Source organism: Chryseobacterium urinae, from assembly GCF_030518295.1.
Classification (GTDB): domain Bacteria; phylum Bacteroidota; class Bacteroidia; order Flavobacteriales; family Weeksellaceae; genus Chryseobacterium; species Chryseobacterium mucoviscidosis.
Genome location: NZ_JAULSJ010000015.1, coordinates 22751 through 41577, shown reverse-complemented (window position 1 = coordinate 41577; position 18827 = coordinate 22751). Strand labels below are relative to the sequence as shown.

At 34.5% G+C, this 18827-nt stretch carries 16 protein-coding genes and 1 pseudogene; 5 read left to right on the top strand and 12 right to left on the bottom strand.

Annotated elements, in window-relative coordinates; translation table 11 throughout:
* Positions 1-3: 3 nt before the first annotated feature.
* The 5 genes from QWT87_RS11305 (at position 4) to QWT87_RS11280 (ending at position 7587) form a co-directional block, all read left to right on the top strand.
* Positions 4-3231 carry a hypothetical protein gene (locus tag QWT87_RS11305; protein WP_302716160.1) on the top strand — a complete coding sequence of 1076 codons (3228 nt, stop codon included), beginning with the start codon at positions 4-6 and terminating at the stop codon, positions 3229-3231.
* A 32-nt stretch (positions 3232-3263) separates the two neighbouring features.
* Positions 3264-4625 carry a PKD domain-containing protein gene (locus QWT87_RS11300; RefSeq protein WP_302716159.1) on the top strand — a complete coding sequence of 454 codons (1362 nt, stop codon included), beginning with the start codon at positions 3264-3266 and terminating at the stop codon, positions 4623-4625.
* 8 nt (positions 4626-4633) lie between these two features.
* The gene (locus QWT87_RS11295; protein WP_302716158.1) at positions 4634-6388 is read left to right on the top strand and encodes a TonB-dependent receptor; all 1755 of its coding nucleotides are present in this window, start codon (positions 4634-4636) and stop codon (positions 6386-6388) included.
* 194 nt (positions 6389-6582) lie between these two features.
* A protein-coding gene (locus tag QWT87_RS11285) for an IS1 family transposase (protein WP_456237184.1) occupies positions 6583-7280 on the top strand; the annotation gives its coding sequence in 2 pieces (ribosomal slippage) (positions 6583-6724 and positions 6724-7280; 699 coding nt in all).
* A gap of 130 nt (positions 7281-7410) precedes the next feature.
* Positions 7411-7587 (top strand): histone H1, encoded by a 177-nt coding sequence (locus QWT87_RS11280; RefSeq protein WP_302716156.1) that lies wholly within the window; start codon positions 7411-7413, stop codon positions 7585-7587.
* 61 nt (positions 7588-7648) lie between these two features.
* On the opposite strand, the gene QWT87_RS11275 is transcribed toward QWT87_RS11280, so the two are convergent.
* The 12 genes and pseudogenes from QWT87_RS11275 to QWT87_RS11220 all read right to left on the bottom strand — a co-directional run bounded on the left by QWT87_RS11275 (position 7649) and on the right by QWT87_RS11220 (position 18814).
* Positions 7649-8617, bottom strand: coding sequence for a tyrosine-type recombinase/integrase (locus QWT87_RS11275; RefSeq protein ID WP_302716217.1), 969 nt, complete (start codon positions 8615-8617; stop codon positions 7649-7651).
* Positions 8618-8635: 18 nt separating this feature from the next.
* Positions 8636-8863, bottom strand: a pseudogene (locus QWT87_RS11270) (Arm DNA-binding domain-containing protein); the annotation flags it as partial.
* Positions 8864-9354: 491 nt separating this feature from the next.
* On the bottom strand, positions 9355-10653 hold the full coding sequence (locus tag QWT87_RS11265; protein WP_302716155.1) for an HlyD family secretion protein: 1299 nt from the start codon (positions 10651-10653) through the stop codon (positions 9355-9357).
* A 79-nt stretch (positions 10654-10732) separates the two neighbouring features.
* Positions 10733-10930: a bacteriocin-like protein gene (locus tag QWT87_RS11260; protein WP_076395219.1), complete on the bottom strand. Its 198-nt coding sequence runs from the start codon at positions 10928-10930 to the stop codon at positions 10733-10735.
* A gap of 24 nt (positions 10931-10954) precedes the next feature.
* A complete protein-coding gene (locus tag QWT87_RS11255) occupies positions 10955-11185 on the bottom strand; it encodes a bacteriocin-like protein (RefSeq protein ID WP_302716154.1) in 231 nt (76 codons plus the stop codon).
* A gap of 28 nt (positions 11186-11213) precedes the next feature.
* Complete coding sequence (locus QWT87_RS11250) at positions 11214-11393, bottom strand: bacteriocin-like protein (protein WP_407933587.1); 180 nt, start codon at positions 11391-11393, stop codon at positions 11214-11216.
* A 70-nt stretch (positions 11394-11463) separates the two neighbouring features.
* Complete coding sequence (locus QWT87_RS11245) at positions 11464-13656, bottom strand: peptidase domain-containing ABC transporter (protein ID WP_302716153.1); 2193 nt, start codon at positions 13654-13656, stop codon at positions 11464-11466.
* A gap of 80 nt (positions 13657-13736) precedes the next feature.
* A complete protein-coding gene (locus QWT87_RS11240; RefSeq protein WP_185209509.1) occupies positions 13737-13937 on the bottom strand; it encodes a bacteriocin-like protein in 201 nt (66 codons plus the stop codon).
* A gap of 20 nt (positions 13938-13957) precedes the next feature.
* On the bottom strand, positions 13958-14137 hold the full coding sequence (locus QWT87_RS11235; protein WP_185209507.1) for a bacteriocin-like protein: 180 nt from the start codon (positions 14135-14137) through the stop codon (positions 13958-13960).
* Between the two features lie 105 nt (positions 14138-14242).
* Positions 14243-15763: a thioredoxin domain-containing protein gene (locus QWT87_RS11230; RefSeq protein ID WP_302716151.1), complete on the bottom strand. Its 1521-nt coding sequence runs from the start codon at positions 15761-15763 to the stop codon at positions 14243-14245.
* Between the two features lie 551 nt (positions 15764-16314).
* Positions 16315-17274, bottom strand: coding sequence for a DUF3810 domain-containing protein (locus tag QWT87_RS11225; RefSeq protein WP_302716150.1), 960 nt, complete (start codon positions 17272-17274; stop codon positions 16315-16317).
* Positions 17275-17365: 91 nt separating this feature from the next.
* Positions 17366-18814: a sugar MFS transporter gene (locus QWT87_RS11220; protein ID WP_302716149.1), complete on the bottom strand. Its 1449-nt coding sequence runs from the start codon at positions 18812-18814 to the stop codon at positions 17366-17368.
* Positions 18815-18827 lie beyond the last annotated feature (13 nt).

The window sequence follows — 18827 nt, the reverse complement described above, 5'->3', positions numbered from 1 at the left end:
AAAATGAAAAAGATTTTATTTTTATTATTGATTATGAATACTGCTTTCCTTTGGGGACAAGGAGGACAGGCAGAATATAAATTCGAATTGTATAATTTAAGGTTTGAGATCAGAGAACCGGTTAAAAATAGCACAAGTTCTAATGTAACTCTTACCCTTAAATACGAAGATAATTCAGAAGAGCAAATTTACTATAGAAATATTACAGAAGAAGAACACGATGAATGGGACTGGAATTTAAATCCACCAATAATTAGGTCTAAACGCCCAGTCTCAATTCGTGTGTCTGGTTTTGTAAACTTCAGATCAGGTACTGACGCGAACTATGATGTCACTAATACTTTGACTACTTGTCCCTTGCAGAGTTTTTTAGTGCCAAGTAATTCTCCGAGAATGTCTGAGATTACCTTTAAAACAAGAGTTACTCCTGTTCATACTTTACTATCTTTAACGGATACAGGAGCCACAAATACTTTTTTACCTAGTGATGATAAGGTAAATCTATACGCAAGACAAGGATTTGCGGCTAATTTATATACCTATCAGTACAGTGTAGATAATATCAATTGGGTGGATATTAATTCTTCTTTATCACTCTTAAATAAATTAAGCGTTTCGGCAAAAGATCTTTTCGGAGCAAATTACACACAATATGTAGGACAGAATATTTATTTCCGAGTAGTATCTTGTTTAACTAGTGGAATCTATCTTTCGGTTTCTCCTCCCGTAGTTTTAACACTTATTCAGTCTGCTCCACATATTCCTACAAGTTCTGTAACACCCACGAGATGTTTTGATACTACTGATGGTACTGCAACACTGAATTTTGACAGAACATTGATTTCTGGTGAAACTTTAAAAATCTCTTTGGTCAATACCGTAACAGGAGCAGCTGTTCTTAATCAGGATATTACCAGTAATTTACAGACCAGCACTTCTTACACCTTGCAAAACCTTCCTCCGGGAACGTATAAATTGGATATACTCGGTACATATAATGGTAATGCAACGTATACCGACAGTCCTACCCATACCATCAATTTTGAGATTACAAAACCTACACCGGTTACTTTTTCTATGACTTCACAAACCAATGTGTATTGTTTTCAGGGAAATGACGGTATTATAAATCTTACCGCAGGTGGCGGACAAAATCAATACCAGTATAAAGTCATAAAGGATGGACAACCTTTCTTGGATTGGACTAATTTTAGTAATGGAAATAATACTGCAATTCAGAATCTAAGTGCAGGAATCTATAAAATAAAAGTAAGGGATTCTAACCAATGTGTAGCGAAAGATCCAAACAATACGAGTGTAGAAAAAGAAATTACCGTTACCATTACTCAACCTTCTGAAGCCATTTCCCTACCAACTACTGATATTGAAATCGTTCAGCCTACAGGATTTGGACTAAGCAATGGCTATATTTCGGTAAGAGTAACAGGTGGAACACCAAATACCGATGGAAGCTATAATTTTGAATGGAGAAAAGACAGCCCGACCGGAACTATTATCTCTACAGGAATTACAACCGATGCGGTAAATAATCCATACACCATAAAACTCGCAAATCTTCCTGCCGGAAATTATTACCTAACCGTAAAAGATAAAAATTACGTCAATGCTACTTCCCAATTAGGCAATTGTGGCATTATTTCGCAGGAATTTATTGTAGAACAACCTTTTCCTTTAGTTGCTACAATAGAAATTGAAAAGCAGATTTCCTGTAATTTTGCGAATGATTACCCTTATAAGTTAGATTTGGACAACAATGGTGTTCCTGATGAAGCTGAAGATGGTAAATTGAAAGCGGTTGTTACAGGAGGGGTAGGAGCGTATTCCTATCAATGGCAGGTACTCAATGGAGGAGCTTTCCAAGATATTCCGGGAGCAACCCAGCAAATTCTGAGCAACCAATCTGTCGGAACCTACAAGGTTCTGGTACATGATGTGAACAATAATACAGCAGATGCTTCATATACTTTTGCCTTTCCTCCACAATTAGCCATTACGATGTCTGCCAATACCATTTCGTGCTACAATCAGAATACAGGTATGGTTTCGGTGAATGCAACGGGCGGAACAGGAAGTTTATCTTATGAATGGAACACGATGCACACCACGCCAACGGTTACAGGACTGCCGGGAGGAAATTACTTTGTGTTGGTGACCGATTCCAAAAACTGCAAAGTGAAAGGTAATGTACAGGTTATTCAGCCTGACCAAATTATTATCACAGATGTTTTAGTTCAAAATCCTATCTGCTTTGGAGCAAGTAACGGAGAAATTAAAACCAATATTACAGGAGGCAAAGCTCCTTATACCATTAGTTGGTCTAACGGAGCTGCCACAACAGACAATATCGGAATTCCAGCTGGGACTTATACGATGACTGTTACTGATGCGAATGGATGTATTTCAACCAAGCAATATAGCTTAACTGATCCTGTGCAGCTTACCGTAGATTTAGGTGCAGATGTTACCTTATGTTTAGGAGATACACAAACCTATAACGTTGCAATTAACGATCCTCTCGCTACTTACCAGTGGAAAGACCAGAACGGAAATGTGATTGGTAATTCGGCAACCATTACTTTATCTGCGGCAGGAACATATACTGTAATCATTACAGATTCTAAAGGATGTACAGCGACTGACAGTGTAAAAATTAAGAATTCATCTGAAGTGTTGAATCCTCAGTTTATGCTGGCAACTCATGCTTATTCAGAAGCGAGTGTAGTATTGGTTAATACTTCACCAACTCAGCCACAAGCAGTAGAATGGATAATTCCAACGGGTAATAATATTCAGGTTGTTCAGAAAACAAATAACCTTTTAGAACTTAAATTCTCAGTTTCGGGTTCTTATGAAATTGGATTGAAAGGAATTCAGGGCGAATGTGTGAAAACGTTTTACAAAAAAGTGATTGTTGAAGAAAATACTTCAGGAGTTACACTTAATCCTACAAAAGCCTCTAATATAACAGAATTCACACTTCTGCCAAATCCGAATAATGGAGTTTTCAAAGTTTTAGTAGGTCTGGGAGTACAAAATCCTATCAAAATCCGAATTGTGGATATGGTTTCTCATGAGGCCTATCCTGCGGTTACTCAGCCGAAAGCTGCTTATTTCGTTGTACCATTTAATACATCTCTTCCCGCAGGAACTTATCTGATTATACTGGAAACAGGTAATGAAGTATTGGTAAAAAGAATGCTTGTACAATAAAAATAATTGATGATAAAGATAAAATACAAACCATGAATTTTTATAAATATTTAAAGACAATATATTCTGTTATTCTTTTTGTGATTCTCGCTATCACATTCAATTCATGTGCAGTTGAAGAAGGAATTCCAGTAAAGGCAGATTTCACTATAAAAGTGGTTAACAATGATTATTCCGTACCCGTAAAAGTAGAAATTACCAACAAATCTACAGGAGCCGATACTTACGAATGGTCATTTGAAGGAGCAACGGTTACGAGTAGCACAGAGAAAAACCCACAACCTATTACGTATGCTGCGGCAGGAGTGTATAAAATAAAGTTGAAAGCTTCCAACAAAGACGGCAATGAAGAAGAAAAAACAATAGAGGTAAAAGCTGATGCTGCTATGAAAGTCGATTTTGAATGGCAGATGCAGGGAAGCGATATTTCTCCGGTAACTTTGCAGATGGTAGACAAATCATTAGGAGCTACGCAATACTTATGGGAGTTTGATGGCGGAAATCCAGCAACTTCTAATGCTCAAAATCCGAGTGTGGTATTTACAACACCGGGAGATCATGTTATCAAACTGACAATTTCTAATGGATTGGAAACCTATTCCACTCAAAAAACAGTAACCATACAACCCGCAATGACGGTAGATTTCAACTGGAGTGTAGATCCTATTGACAATGACTATGAAGCACCTCTGTTGCTTCATCTGAATAATTTGTCAACTAATGCATATACCTATGAATGGGAAATAGCAGGAGCAACACCCTCTTTATCTACAGCGACAAATCCTGATATTCAATTCGGAAGTGCTGGTACATACAGCATTATTTTAAAAGCGACGAATGATAAAGAAACCAAAATCCTTCAAAAGCAGGTTACTATACATCCAAATACCAATTTGCTTTCATTCAACAACATAAAATTAGGAATTAGTACTGCTCATTCTACGGTAGGATGTTTTTTTTCCTCCTATTTAGGTACAGTTATTAAACAAGGAGAGGTTACTGCGACAAACGGCTCTAAAATAGATTTTGGTTTTTTCGGACTAAATTCTTCGTTTAGTTACAATCAGTTTGTATCTCCAGACGAAGTTCAGAATACAGCGTTTGCTTCAATTCCGAATGCTACTCATAGTAAAATCGTCAATTCACAAGAATTGGTAGGAACACAACTAACCAGTTCGGGATTTGGTGCGATTAATCAGGGAAGTGACTTTAATTCCATTACTATAAATGAAACTAATGCAGGAAAAACACCTTTTAATAATACAGTAGTTCCAAGAGTGATTTTGTTTAAAACAGAGGACGGCAGAAAAGGAGCAATAAAAATTAAAGATTTTGTACAGGCAGGAGCAAGCTCATACATATTAGTTGATATTAAAGTTCAAAAACAACCATAATGTTTTTTATGAAGAAGATTTATACTAGAAGGATTGCATTATTATTGTTAATTTCAGCTTCTACTTTTTATAAAGCCCAGGAAGTAGATTTAGAAAATTTAGGAAAAAAAACAAAAGAAGAACTGAAGAAAAATCCTTTTAAAATCAGTGGAGGGATTTCGGCTAATTCTGTTTTTTATAATTCAAATGTATACAGCGGAAGAGAACCGTTTACGTATTTCCTGAACGGAAATCTGAATCTCGGCTTGTACAAATGGTCAATGCCCATATCATACAGCTTTACCAATCAGGGAAGCCAATTGGGTTATCAGGTGCCATTTAAGTTTAATCGTATTAGTATTGCCCCAAAATACAAATGGGTAAAAGCTTATATTGGAGATGCCAATATGACTTTTTCTCCCTATACATTCAATGGGTTGCTATTTACTGGTGCTGGTTTGGAACTGACTCCGAAAATACCATTGAAAGTTGCTTTAATGACAGGAAGGCTCAACAAAGCTGTAGAAGATAACGGAAATCCCAACACCATTCCTGCGTACAAAAGAATGGGATATGGTGCTCATTTGAAATGGGACAAGGAAAGATATAAGCTAGGATTAATTGGATTTTATGCAAAAGATGATGTAGGTTCTCTGAACACAGCACCTGATGCAAAAGGAGTTTTGCCACAGGAAAACTTGGTACTTTCAATGACCGGAAGTTTTAAACTAGATAAAAATCTTGAGGCGTTCGGAGAATATGCCAATACCTCTGTCATTAATGATTTAAGAGCGACACCAAACGGTACTATAAAAAAAGGAATTGCTTCTAAATTTCTTTCTCCCAATTCTTCTATGGAAAGCTATTCCGCTTATAACGGAGGGGTTAATCTCAAATTGAAAAAAGGAATGATAGGCGTCCGATACGAAAAAATAGATCCTGGATACAGAACATTAGGAGCTTATTATTTTAATAATGATTTAGAAAACATTACGCTCAATTCTTCTTTCACGATGTTGAAAGATAAATTATCACTTTCTGCAAACATAGGAAGACAAAGAGATAATTTGGACAGCAAAAAAGCAAAGCAGACCAGTCGCTGGGTAGGTGCGATTAATGCCAATCTGAAAGCCTCGGATAAATTGATGATTACCGCAAGTTATTCTAATTTCACCATGTTTACCAGCAGACAACTGAATCAGTTCAATACGATCAATGATAATCCATTGATCATCCAACAGCCAAAAGACTCAATCGATTACAAACAGATTTCACAGAATACCAATATCAATGTAAATTATATCCTTTCCAACACGAAAGAAAAAGTTCAGAATATTAATTTTAATTACTCATTGAATGATATGGTTAATAGAGAAAACGGTATCGTAAGAAGAGGCGGATTGTCGAGATTTCATAATGCCAATATGAATTACAATTTAGGTTTTCCTGAAAAGAAAATGAATATTGCGACTTCTTTTAATTTTACCCACACATACGCTGCTTCACAAGTTTCAACCATTTGGGGGCCTGGTATAAATGTAACCAAATCTTTCTTGAAAGATGAAAAGCTAAAAACTAATTTTGGAGCATCCTATAACCATTCGGGAAGCTCGACTGCTAATATTAACGTAATGAATTTTAGATTGGGTGCGAATTATATGCCTTGGAAAAAGCATAATTTTAATCTGAACTTTATCCAAATGTTCAGGAATACAGATCAAGCAATTGAAAACCCAAATCTAAATGAAATGACCTGTACTTTTGGCTACAATTATAGTTTTTAGAGTATAGATAATGAGAAATGAAAAGAAATTTAATCTTGCAATGAAAGAGGAAATTCGGTAGTGTTTCAAAGTTAGTGATATTTAATTTTATAAATATAATCATTTGATTTTCAATGTTAATTGAGATTTGATTTATAAAAACGAGAGTAAGATAACCTTGCTCTCGTTTATTTTGTTGAAGATACATATCGCAAATGATTGAAAACCATAATAGGTGTTCCAAAGTTAGTGACACCAAAATTTGCCCTAGTTGTTACTCTTCAAAAATTATTAAAAATGGAAAAACAAAAACCAAAAAGCAACAATACTTTTGTAAAAATTGCAACAAAAGGTTTTGGATTTTTACACTTATCAAGCATATCGATTTGGAATTGACCATGATATTATTGCATTGACCAAGGAAGGAACGGGTATAAGAAGCACTGCAAGATTGTTGAAAATTTCCCCAACCACTTTATTGACTAGAATTATCACGATTGCTAAAAAGATTGTTCAACCTTCTATTCCAAAAGGAAAAACCTATCAGGTAGATGAAATGAGAACTTATGTTAAAAGAAAAGACAAACTTATCTGGATTGTGTATGCATTAGAAAAGCAAACTAATAAAGTTGTAAGTTTTCATGTAGGAAGAAGAACCAATCAAACTCTTAAGAAAGTAATAACAAGTTTGGAGCTTTCAGAAGCTGAAAAAAATATTACAGATAAGCTCAAGAATTACAATTATCTCATAAGACCCGAAATTCATTCAACAAAGTTTAGAGGAATTAATCACATTGAACGAAAAAATCTAACATTAAGAACCCATTTGAAAAGACTTAACAGAAAAACTATTTGTTTTAGCAAAAGTCTATATATTCTAAATGCGATTTTGAAAATTTATTTTTGGGGATAATACCTATTATATTTCAATGGAGTATTAATTTTACAAACGTAAAAATGGATAAATTACCTTGCAATGAAATAGAAAATTCTCATAATATTCTATATTTGCAATCCAATTTTAAATTTTAATATCAAGAACAATGAAAGAATTAATCGAAAAAATCAACGCAGAGTTTGAAGCGTTCTCTAAAGAAGCAGAACAGCAATCAGGAAAAGGAAACAAAGCAGCAGGAACAAGAGCAAGAAAATCGGCGCTGGAACTGTCCAAGTTAATGAAAGAATTTAGAAAAGTGAGCGTTGAAGCAGGAAAGAACTAAAAATTCACTACAATAAAATCCCTATTTTTAAAATGGGGATTTTTGTTTTGGAAGAGAAAAATTAAAAACCAATCACATTCTCCAGAGCATCATCCACATCCTTATGAATAAAGTTAGATTGGTAATTCACAGTCGTTGTGATAGAGGAGTGGCGATATAATTTTTGAAGCATTTGAATTGAAATCTTATCTCCCGATATGTTTCCAAAAGTATGACGGGAAATATGCATCGTAATTTTTTTATCAATTCCAGCTAGTTTCGCAATTCGTTTTAAATACTTATTGAGGTTTTTATCAGCATTACTCGTAGTACTTACGATTGCTTTTTTGTTTTTCTTGTCAATGCCTTTTAATTCAGGGAAAATGTAATCGTCTTTCGTAGTTTTGTCTTTTTCATAATAAGAAAGTATCATCAAAATTTTATCAGGAATTTTAAGCGATACCAATTTTTGATTCTTATTCATTCGGTATTGTAATCTTCCATCTTGTATTTCAGACCATTTTGTTTTCAAAACATCAGCCACACGAATACCCGCCAAATAAAAACTAAAGAGCCAAACATTTCGGGCATGCCATTCTTTAGAACCCAATTCCAAATCTAAATCTTCAAATTTTTTAACTTCTTCTTCTGTTAAGCCTACTTTTTGAGTTTCAGGAAATTTAATTTGAACTTTATTTCTTCCGAAAGGGTAGTGTTTCACATCAACAATTCCGTCGCTAATCGCAGAATTATAAATGGTTCGGATGATAATTAAATAATTAGTGATGGTTCTTTGGGAGAGTTTCTTTTCAAGAAGAAGATAGGTTTGAAAAGATTTGAGAAGCGGAACAGTAATTTGTTCTAAAGGAAACTTCTCGCATTTGAGGAAGGATTTGAAACAATTGACTCTAGGTTTATCAGCATTCAGTTGATTGAATTTTTCCAGTCGTTCCAAATTGTTAAGATAATGTTCGGCAACCGTAAAGAAATCATTATCTGCATTGATCAGTTTTTTTCGAATGGCTTTAACATCCTGTTTTTGTTTTTCCATTCCGACATCCATTTCAATGATTTTCTCTCCAGCTTCTGCAATTTTTTTTGAAATTAAATTGTTAAGCCTGACAGAATTTGGATGACTTTTCCTGACTCGCTTTGTTTTTTCATCCCAATCCGATTTGTTGATGTATTGTTCAAGATTAATGAAAGTAGATTTTCTGTCTTTGGTAACCCGAAGATAAATGGGATATTGCCCTTGCTTGTTGGCTTTTTTTCGTAATATTGCACTAATAGTCGACATAAATAAAAGTATTTAAGTGTTTGAAACTTTTAAAAAATTAATTAAAAGAGTTAAAACTCTATAAAGATTGTGGTTGATATTTTGACTAAATATTCAGTATTCCACGGCTTTATTATACAGCTAAATTACACAACAAAAATTATCCTTGCAAGAGAAAATGTCGAATTAATGCGGAATTTTGGGTACAACATGGGTACAACAAATGGCGGTTTATGATGGTTTATCTTGGTTTATGCTGGAAGTTCAAGTTGGCGAAAACGCCCCATTTTAGGGCAAAGTAGGGCAAAACAGACCAAGATAAATAGGATTCATAACCCTGAGGTCACGGGTTCAATTCCCGTCTTCGCTACAGATGAATAAAAGGTTTCGAGATATTTCTTGAAACCTTTTTATTTGATAAGCCATAGTTTTCTATCTATAAAAATCAGCTATTTTAAACGAAATACAAAAAATAAAACCGAAACAATGGCGTTCCGGTTTCTATATTTGTATCAGCTTTGATATCCTAATAATTTTCTCATCTGATAAAAGAAGCGCTCAATCAATCTCAGATCCTGAGTAACAATTTCCGCACTTCCTTTTAATTCTTTATCAAAAACTAAATTTTTGTTATAACTGGTCTTTAATCCTTTCGGGAGAAGTACATCTACATAGTAATTTCCATCTTTATCTGGAGAAAGAGAAATATTTTGTACTTTTCCTTCTACTATCCCATATTCCTGATAGCGGTAATTGTCGAGTTTAATTAATACCTTTTCACCCGAAGCAATTTTACCAGAATTTGTTGCCGGAACAGACATTCTGCCGACTAATTTTTCCCGGTTTTTAGGAAGAATAGATAAAACGGCATCTCCTGCTTTTATAAACTGATTTTCTCCGAAAAACTGTTGGAAACTGGCAATACCATCCGTATTCGAAATAAGAAGATAATTTTGCTCCCACTGCTTCAGCGATTTTCTCAATTGTTCAAAAAGCTGTAAAGTCTGGGAAGAGTAGGTAATTTTATCTTTTTCTGTATTTATCGCTGTTCCGCTTTTTGTTTTATTTAAATTAGAAATTCCTTCTTCCATCTGTGAAAGAGAAATATTGATGTTTTCTAAATTTTGCTGCGCCTGTATGTATTTTATCTTTTCATTTTCAAGCTCCATGGAGGAAATAACTCCCTGGTTGAATAACTCCTGAGAACGGATGTAATTTTTTTTGGTCAACTCATATTTCGCCTGCTCAAGGCTTTTTTGCTGTTTGGTAGTAGCAATTCTTACTCTATATTCGGAAAGGCTTTGATTAGCGGCAAGATTTTCCGGAGCATAAGGCTGTAATCTCGTAAATAAAGCCTCATCCTGAAAAGCTTTTGCAAAACTGTTATAATCTCCCTGAAGTTCTCCCAATTTGAAATGAGAGGCTTCACTGAGTGGGAATGATGATATTTGATTCGGAGATAAAGAATCTATTATTTTTTTTAATGCAAGAACATCTTTATAGTTTGCAGATGACTGCATGACCATCAATACCTGATCTTTTTTAACTTCCTGATGATCTTTGATAAATATCTTTTCAATTTTAGAATTGGTTCTGGCTTCTAATTTTTCCGGTGGATTTTGTGAAGTCACAATAATAGGCGCAGGAATAAATTCCGGATATTTGATGATATAGCTCATGATTAAAATAAGCACTAAAATCAAAAATATAATGGTATTTCCCCAACGGATCATCCAATGAGGAGGGTGGGTAAGAATATCCTGAACACTTTCAGAACGAAGCTCAATATTATCTAAAATGTCTTTTTCCATATTTTAATAGAAGCAATCTTCCGTTAAGAAGATTGCTGTTTTATATATTAGATTTAAGTTGAAATCTAAAATTTTCAAATTATTCGCAGATTTGCGGAGAGTACATATTCTGATGAATACATGCACTTCTTTTTGAGCACCACATAAGGTTGCAGCCACAATCATACGGTTCTCCCGGAAGAGGTGGTTCTGGCGGGAAATATGCTCCGCAATCGTTTAATCCTCCTCCTTTAAGATCTTTTAAATCTTTTCTTGTTAATTTCTTTAAATTTTTCATAATTAAAATTTGTTTTAGTTTGTATTAAAGATGACAATTTTCTGCACTATAAAAATTCATGTGTACGCAGGCAGACATTTTTTCGCACCATGCAAGGTAATTGCAGCCGCAGTTATATGGTTCTCCCGGCATTGGAGGATCTTGTGGGAAATAATCTCCGCAATCTCCACCTCCTAAACCTTCACCCGAAAATCCGCCTCCGCTTCCTTTCAGATTTTTTAGATTTTTACGTGATAATTTTTTCAGATTTTTCATAGTAATTTTAAATGTGATTTAAATTGAATTACTGGCAAATAGGTGGAAAATAGTTCCCATTAATATCCATACATGATTTTTCCTCCACGATGTACCATCCGGTACCGCCGCAGTGGCAATAATAAATAGAGTCGTCCGGATATGTGGGACCACCTGCTCCTTTTACATTTTTGAGATTTTCTCTTGTTAGTTTCTTCATTTTTTTCATAAAATTTGATTTTCTAAATTATTCCTACTCTGTAAGCTTTTCGGATTTCGCTATATGATATACCTAAAATTTAATTTCCAAGTTCTAACTGATTCTTCACCAATCGGTAATATTCTCCTCTCAGAGCAACCAATTCCGCATGATTCCCTTCTTCTACTACTTTTCCTTTATCCAAAACAATGATTTTATCAGCGTGTTTTACAGTGGAAAGCCTGTGGGCGATCACAACTGCTGTTTTTCCTTTGAAAAACTGTTCGAGATTTTCCATGATCACTTTTTCATTGTTTGCATCGAGTGCTGAAGTCGCTTCATCAAATAAAATATAATCAGGAGATTTATAAACCGCTCTTGCAATGAAAAGTCTCTGCTTTTGCCCGCCGCTCACTCCCAAACCTTCATTTCCGATTTTTGTGTTGTAGCTTAAAGGCAATTCTTCTATGAATTCTTTGATGTTGGCAATTTCTACGGATCTCCTCAATTTTTGCTTATCCACATAATCTTCCCCAACAGCAATATTATTGGCAATAGTATCATTGAATACATAGCCTTCCTGCATAACCACTCCACAATGGTCTCTCCAGAATCTAGGGGAAATATTGTTAAGCTTTGTATTTCCCAATCGGATTTCTCCCTGAGAAGGTTCGTAGAATTTCATTAAAAGTTTCAAAAGTGTCGTTTTTCCGCTTCCGCTGGCTCCTACAATGGCTGTCGTTTTCTGAAAAGGAATGCTCAATGTAAGATTTTCAAAAACCGGAACATCGGAGCCGGTATATCTGAATGAAACGTTTTCCACCAGAATATCTTTTTCCGGAATTTCGTGGGAATATTGCTCTTCCTTATTCTCCTCATCATCCTTATCATGAATTTCACCCAATCTTTCCAAAGAAATTTTAGCATCCTGAAATTGTTTAATGAAATCGATCAGCTGAAGCAATGGACTGTTTAACTGCCCGATGATATACTGAACAGAAAGCATCATTCCTAAGGTAAGATTTCCGTCAAGTACTAATTTTGCAGAAAGGAAACTCACAAAAATATCTTTCATCTGATTGATAAAGTTTCCTCCTACGGACTGCCATTGTTCCAAAGACAAAGATTTTATTCTCAGCTTGAATAATTTCACCTGTAGAAATTCCCAGTCCCATCTTTTTTGTTTCTCGGCATTATGCATTTTAATCTCCTGCATTCCATTGATCAGCTCAATTACTTTGCTCTGCTCCTGAGAAACCTGCGAAAATCTTTTGTAATCGAGTTCTTTTCTTTTACTCAGGAAAAAACTGATCCATCCGATGTAAGCTGCCGCTCCGATAAGATAAACGATAAACAGCCTGTAATCATAAAACAACAGTACAATACTGAAAATAATAAGATTGACTAATGAAAACAGGGTGTTCAGCGAAGAACTTGTGAGAAGCTGCTCGATTCTGTGATGGTCATTAATTCTCTGCATGATATCTCCGGTCATTCTCGTATCAAAGAAACTGATCGGAAGCTTCATGAGTTTGATAAAGAAATCGGAAATAATAGAAATATTGATCCTTGCTGAAAGATGAAGCAAAATCCAGCTTCTAATCATCTCAATTCCCATTCTTCCCATAAAAAGCATCACCTGTGCTAAAAGGACAAGATAAATGAAATTAAGATCCTGATTCTGAATACCGACATCTACAATACTCTGGGTAAGGAAAGGAAAAATCAGAGAAAGTAAACTTCCTGCCAAAAGCCCTACTGCAAGCTGGATAACCAGTGATTTATATTTCAATACATATTTTGAAAGAAAAGAAAAACTGGCTTTACTTTCCTGATCATCAAATTCTGTCTGAAAAAAAGCAGGGGTGGTTTCTAAAATAAGTACAATTCCCTCTTCTGTTTTTTCATTGGCATTTTCACCAATCCATAACTTGATGAATTCTTCTCTGGTATAAGTAATCAGTCCATAACCCGGATCAGAAACGTAAACTCTGTTGTTTTTGTCTATTTTATAAACAACTACGAAGTGATTTTTATTCCAGTGAACAATACACGGAAACGGAACTTCCTCCGCTAAAGATTCGAAATTAATCTGAACTCCTAAAGAGCGGAAACCAAGGTCTTCCGCAGCATCACTCAATCCGAGTAAACTGCTTCCTTCCCTTGTCGTTTCTGAAAGGTTACGAATTTGTTGGAGCGAGATACTTTTGCCATAATGTTTGCTTACAATACGAAGGCAGGTAGGACCGCAGTCTTTGGAGTCTGGTTGACGATAGAAAGGAAAAGATTTCAATGATTGACGTTTTTATTTATAAATAAGTTGTCGCCGGTTCGACGACAACTATTTCTTTCAAAAAATTAATTGATTAATTTTTATAGAAGATCCGCATTCCATCCTGCAGGAAAACAATAGCTTTCTTCTGAATATGAGCAGGTTTTTCCTGTGGCTGCTTCACACTCTGCTTGTGTAGCATATGGACGATAATATGGTGATTTTGGTCCAGGACATCCTTCTTTTACACCTCCTTTTACAGATTTCAAGTTTTCTCTTGAAAGTTTTTTTAGATTTTCCATTTTTTAATTATTAGTTAAAATTAATAGCAGTATCTATTACAATAGCGAATGCAGAAACCTCCGGAATCAGGATCATTAGTACATTCAGATTGTGAAATATAGCATTTTACAGACGCAGCTTGTCCATCAGCACATTCTTTGGTAATTCCTCCTTTTACAGATTTCAAATTTTCTCTTGAAATTTTCTTTAGATTTTTCATTGTATAATAATTTGTTTTAAATTCCTACTCTTTTTAAGCTTTTCGGATTCCGCTTTAAATTTTTCCTAAATTAGTGAATTTTGCATTACAAAAATTAATTACCCGTTAAATTTCTTCGTCTTCAGACAATTCATCAATAAAATAGTAAATATCTTCACGATCATATTTATCCGGAAACTTATAACCGTTGATCAAAATGATTGGCGTAAAATTTAATCCAGCATTTCTGTTTTCGGCAGACATTTCCACAAGAGGAGTAAGATCCTCCTGAGCGGAATTCGTTCCTGCTTTTTGTCTTACTTTATTTTCGTCTTTGTTTTCAAACCAATATTCTATAAGCTGTAAAAACTCCTGAGATGGTTTATTTCGGTAGGTATACATGAAATCTGAAATCAGATTCGTGAATTTCTCGTTCTGTTTATCCGGAGAATAGTTAAATCTCATCTGCACCGAAATATCATTTGGATATTTAGTAAGTAAAGTTTCTACAATTTTATGAGCATCTTTACAAAATCCACAGTATGGATTTGAAACAATCGATAAATGTAATTTGGCATCTTTGTTTCCTACAAAAAAGGTTTCATTATCAGAAAATGTTATTTTTTCTTTTTCTAATAGTTCTCTTTTGAAAAGTTCATAATTTCTTTTGAATCTTAAATTTTTTGCATTCGATTTTTGCAGGGTTTCTCTTTCTTCAAGTGTATTGTTTAAATACAAAACCATTGAAAATACAGCAATCCATAAAATAATACTAAGTAAAGCGGTTTTCAGACCAAAAGAGATAATTGGAAAAAGCAAAACACTGATTAAAATCTGGGCTGTTAAAACAGAAATAATCAAAAGGCAGACACGGCAAAAAGTTTTTTCAACAAATCCCTGAACATATAAAGAATAGCCGATTGCAATAACCGAAGCAAAGGTAAAACCTTTAATAATAAGTGAAGTTGCAGGAAGAAACAATCCTAAAATGGTAAGTCCAACAAAATAGATCAGAGAAAAATCTGAGAACTTTAGCCCTAAAATGCTTGTCTTATCCTGAGTAATGATTTTGCTGCAGGAATTTACTGCCTGTTTTCCTGCTGTATCTCCACAGATACTTCCGATAACGGTAGAAGTATTTCCAAATTTCTGATTGAAAAGTTCTAAAGAAATATACACTCCTACCAATGATAAAACATTGAAAACCGCTTCATACCAAGCTAAATTAATTGCTGAATAGATTAAAACAACCGCAAAAATAGCATAAATATAAGGTTTGTAGCTTGTCATTGATTTTTGCTCAACTTTATCTTTTTCAAACAGCAAAACAAAATCTGTGGATTTTTTGTGCAGTTCTTCTTTATTTAAAGTCTTTGCTTTATCGGAATAAATGGAATATTGTGTGCCGTTTTTTTTAACGAGCGAAAAAGAATTATCTACAATGGTAATAAACTCTTCAGGAAGTTCATCCCAATATTCTTTATCTAATTCGTACGCATCATTTCGTACGCCCATGAAATTTAATGTGTCGCTGAAAGCTAAAGCAGAAGGATAATTTGGGTGTGAGTTGAACTGAAAAAGAAACTCCTGTTTGTCGAGTTTTAGATAGTTAATGAGTTTGTCCAATAGCATATTAATATTTTTCATCTAAAATAAGCAGATGTTTGAAAAAAACAAATACTTTTTTCATTTTAACGTGATTTATGGTTATTTTATTGCTTATGAATGTTTTATATTTAATTTTATAAATGATATGTGCTATTTTACTATTTACTGTTAATAAAATCCAGCAAATTTTTCTCTGAAGATAGTCGGACAGTCAACTTTAACATCTTCGAATTGTTATCAAGAAGAACAGTGTAAGGCATTGCATGATTTAATCTGAAATTCATCTGAATATAAAAACATTTGGATCCAGATGCTTTTATTTTATCAGTATTTAAAAAAAATTAGATAGGAAAAATATTTAACACATTCACAAATTTATTCTGAATCAAAAAAAATCAGATGAACTCAAAAAAACTTAAAAATTCATAAAGTTTTCATAAAGTTTTTAAAAAAAGTAAAATTACTTTTGTATTTCTGAAAAATATCGTACTTTTACATCGCCTTGAATGAGGGAACAAGTCAAGGTAATAAATTTTTTTTCATCATTTGTGTTTTTAGAATCGTATCGCCTGATACGATTCTTTTGTTTTTTATTCCTTTTCGTAATTCATCAGAAGATCAATGAAATAGGAGTAGGTAACCGTACCTTCCTGCTGATTGCTTTTCAGGAAAAGGTTGTTCGTAAAGCCGAAAAAGTCGTCCAGCAATCCCTGATGTTTCAGAACAAAAGCCTTTTCATAAGCTCTGTCTTTTTTCATCTCCGGAGAATAGTTTTTCAAAACAGATTTTACAAATTCCGGATCTTTATCTGCGATAAAATTCAACAGGCTTTTTAAGGTAAAATATTCTGTGCTGTATCTCAGATCTGTATTTTCCGAATGAATCCCGATGAGATATCCCACGAAATTTGCTTCCTGTTCTCTGGCGAAACCAAGCTGATGAGAACTTTCATGTGCAGAAGTAAACGGAATAAGCGTATTCGGTAATTGTGAATTATATTGCGCTTCAGCCGTAAACGGATTGTAATATCCCAAAATTCCTGTGAAATTCATCACACTCTTAAATAAACTTGGTTTGAAGGAATTAATTTCAGAAGCTTTTTTATCCGAAATGTTTTTTGGAAGTTTTGTTTGCTGATGAAGAATTTCTTCCTGAACGGCTTTTAAATCTTTCAGAATAAAAATTCCGTTTTTATCTTCGGAAGTCAGTTTTCGTGTTTCCTTGCATCGCGCGAGATATTTTAAAGCCAATACTTTTGCCTTTTCAACAGTAGGTTCTTTCTGGCTTGGTAGCTTTTTAATAATAGGAGTCTGAAAATAGAGCATTCCCCAGAATATCTGATACGAAAAATAGAAGATATTTATGCTCATTAATATTTTTAAAAAAGAAGAATTCCTGTTTTTCTTTTTAAATGATGTAATGATACAATACACAAGAAAAATTCCCAGCAAAATATAAAGTACATCTCCAAAGGAAAAAGGAATCCATGAAAAGATCATCTGATGAACCGTTTTCTGAAATTCAAATAAAGTTTCAAAAAAAGAAATCATAATTTCAGATTTCGAGAAGACATAAAACAAAAGAAATTGGGCAAGTAATAAACCTGCCCAAAACCTTTTCTTATATAATATATTTGTATTCTTAGTGACCACCGCCTTTTGTGATTTTGTCAAGATCAATTCCCTGAGATTTCAAAATTCCGCTTACTCTTATTGCATAGAAAGCAAGATAAGCAAAACAGATTACTCCTACAATATAACTGAAGTGAATATTCGTCATATCGGCAACATACCCCTGAATAAAGCTTACAATTCCTCCTCCCATAATCATCATGATCAGGAATCCGGAACCCTGGTTGGTGTGTTTTCCAAGACCGTTGATCGCAAGAGCAAAAATACAAGGCCAAAGCGTAGAACAGAATAAACCTACAGTGGTGAAGGCATATACAGAAACCATTCCTTTTGTAAACATACCAATCAGTAAAGCGGTAATACCTGCAACCGAAAAGATCAAAAGCATTCTTGCAGGATTTCCTTTACTCATAATATCGCAGATAATCATTGCAATAATAATCAATCCGTAAACATAGAAATGAGACAGATCGTGCTTTGCAATGGCATTTACCAGTAAGAATACTCCAAATGCAAGATAAGGAGCTAAAAATCTTAAGATTTTTTTGAAACCTGCACTTACGTCAAAAGCTTCAACGGCACCAGTCCATCGGCCAATCATTAAAGAAGCCCAGTATAAAGAGATATAAGGTGCTACATCTTTTGTTTCGAAACCTAAGCTTTTTTCCATATACGCAGGAAGATTAGATGCTGTGGAAACCTCTACACCTACATACACGAAAATTGCGATCATCCCTAAAATTAGCTGAGGATATTGAAAAGCTGATTTTCTGTGATCTCCTTTTATAAGATCCTCTTTACTTTCTTCAGTATTGGTAGGCGTTACCGCCGGCAGAGAAGAAAATTTAAGCATAATTGCAACTAAAACGAACGCAACCCCAAGAATAAGATAAGGAACTTTTACACTTTCAACACTTACATCATTATTCGCTGCTGCTGCAGATCCGAAGATCGCAAAAGAAACTATAAGGGGCCCGATTGTGGTTCCAAGATTATTGATTCCTCCTGCCATTGTTAATCTCTGAGAACCTGTTTCCGAAGGTCCTACTTCAATCGCTAAAGGATTGGCTACAATCTGTTGCAATGAGAAGCCCAGCCCCACGATAAATAATCCGGAGATCATTAAAGGGAAGGAATGCATATTCGCAGCCGGATAGAACAGTAAAGTTCCCGCTGCGGAAATAAGCAGCCCTACGATAAGCCCGTTTTTATAGCCTATTTTATTTACCAGATCCTGCTTTAATCCCGCAGAGACCAGCATATAAATCAAAGAGCCCACTGTATATGCCACATAGAAGCATATCTGCACAAGCATACTTTCGGTTTGAGATAAATTAAAGGCTTTTTGAAAAACCGGGATCAAAATGTCATTACTTGCCGCCACAAATCCCCAGAAAAAAAATACAGTAACCAATGGGATAAATTGTCCCCAATTGGTTTGTTTAGAATAATTTGACATATTTGTTGAAAAT

Coding starts and splice junctions, on each gene's coding strand:
- QWT87_RS11305 (WP_302716160.1), top strand. CDS start 4: ATGAAAAAGATTTTATTTTTATTATTGATTATGAATACTGCTTTCCTT.
- QWT87_RS11300 (WP_302716159.1), top strand. CDS start 3,264: ATGAATTTTTATAAATATTTAAAGACAATATATTCTGTTATTCTTTTT.
- QWT87_RS11295 (WP_302716158.1), top strand. CDS start 4,634: ATGAAGAAGATTTATACTAGAAGGATTGCATTATTATTGTTAATTTCA.
- QWT87_RS11280 (WP_302716156.1), top strand. CDS start 7,411: ATGAAAGAATTAATCGAAAAAATCAACGCAGAGTTTGAAGCGTTCTCT.
- QWT87_RS11275 (WP_302716217.1), bottom strand. CDS start 8,617: ATGGAAAAACAAAAACAGGATGTTAAAGCCATTCGAAAAAAACTGATC.
- QWT87_RS11265 (WP_302716155.1), bottom strand. CDS start 10,653: ATGGAAAAAGACATTTTAGATAATATTGAGCTTCGTTCTGAAAGTGTT.
- QWT87_RS11260 (WP_076395219.1), bottom strand. CDS start 10,930: ATGAAAAATTTAAAGAAATTAACAAGAAAAGATTTAAAAGATCTTAAA.
- QWT87_RS11255 (WP_302716154.1), bottom strand. CDS start 11,185: ATGAAAAATCTGAAAAAATTATCACGTAAAAATCTAAAAAATCTGAAA.
- QWT87_RS11250 (WP_407933587.1), bottom strand. CDS start 11,393: ATGAAAAAAATGAAGAAACTAACAAGAGAAAATCTCAAAAATGTAAAA.
- QWT87_RS11240 (WP_185209509.1), bottom strand. CDS start 13,937: ATGGAAAATCTAAAAAAACTTTCAAGAGAAAACTTGAAATCTGTAAAA.
- QWT87_RS11235 (WP_185209507.1), bottom strand. CDS start 14,137: ATGAAAAATCTAAAGAAAATTTCAAGAGAAAATTTGAAATCTGTAAAA.
- QWT87_RS11230 (WP_302716151.1), bottom strand. CDS start 15,763: ATGAAAAATATTAATATGCTATTGGACAAACTCATTAACTATCTAAAA.
- QWT87_RS11225 (WP_302716150.1), bottom strand. CDS start 17,274: ATGATTTCTTTTTTTGAAACTTTATTTGAATTTCAGAAAACGGTTCAT.
- QWT87_RS11220 (WP_302716149.1), bottom strand. CDS start 18,814: ATGTCAAATTATTCTAAACAAACCAATTGGGGACAATTTATCCCATTG.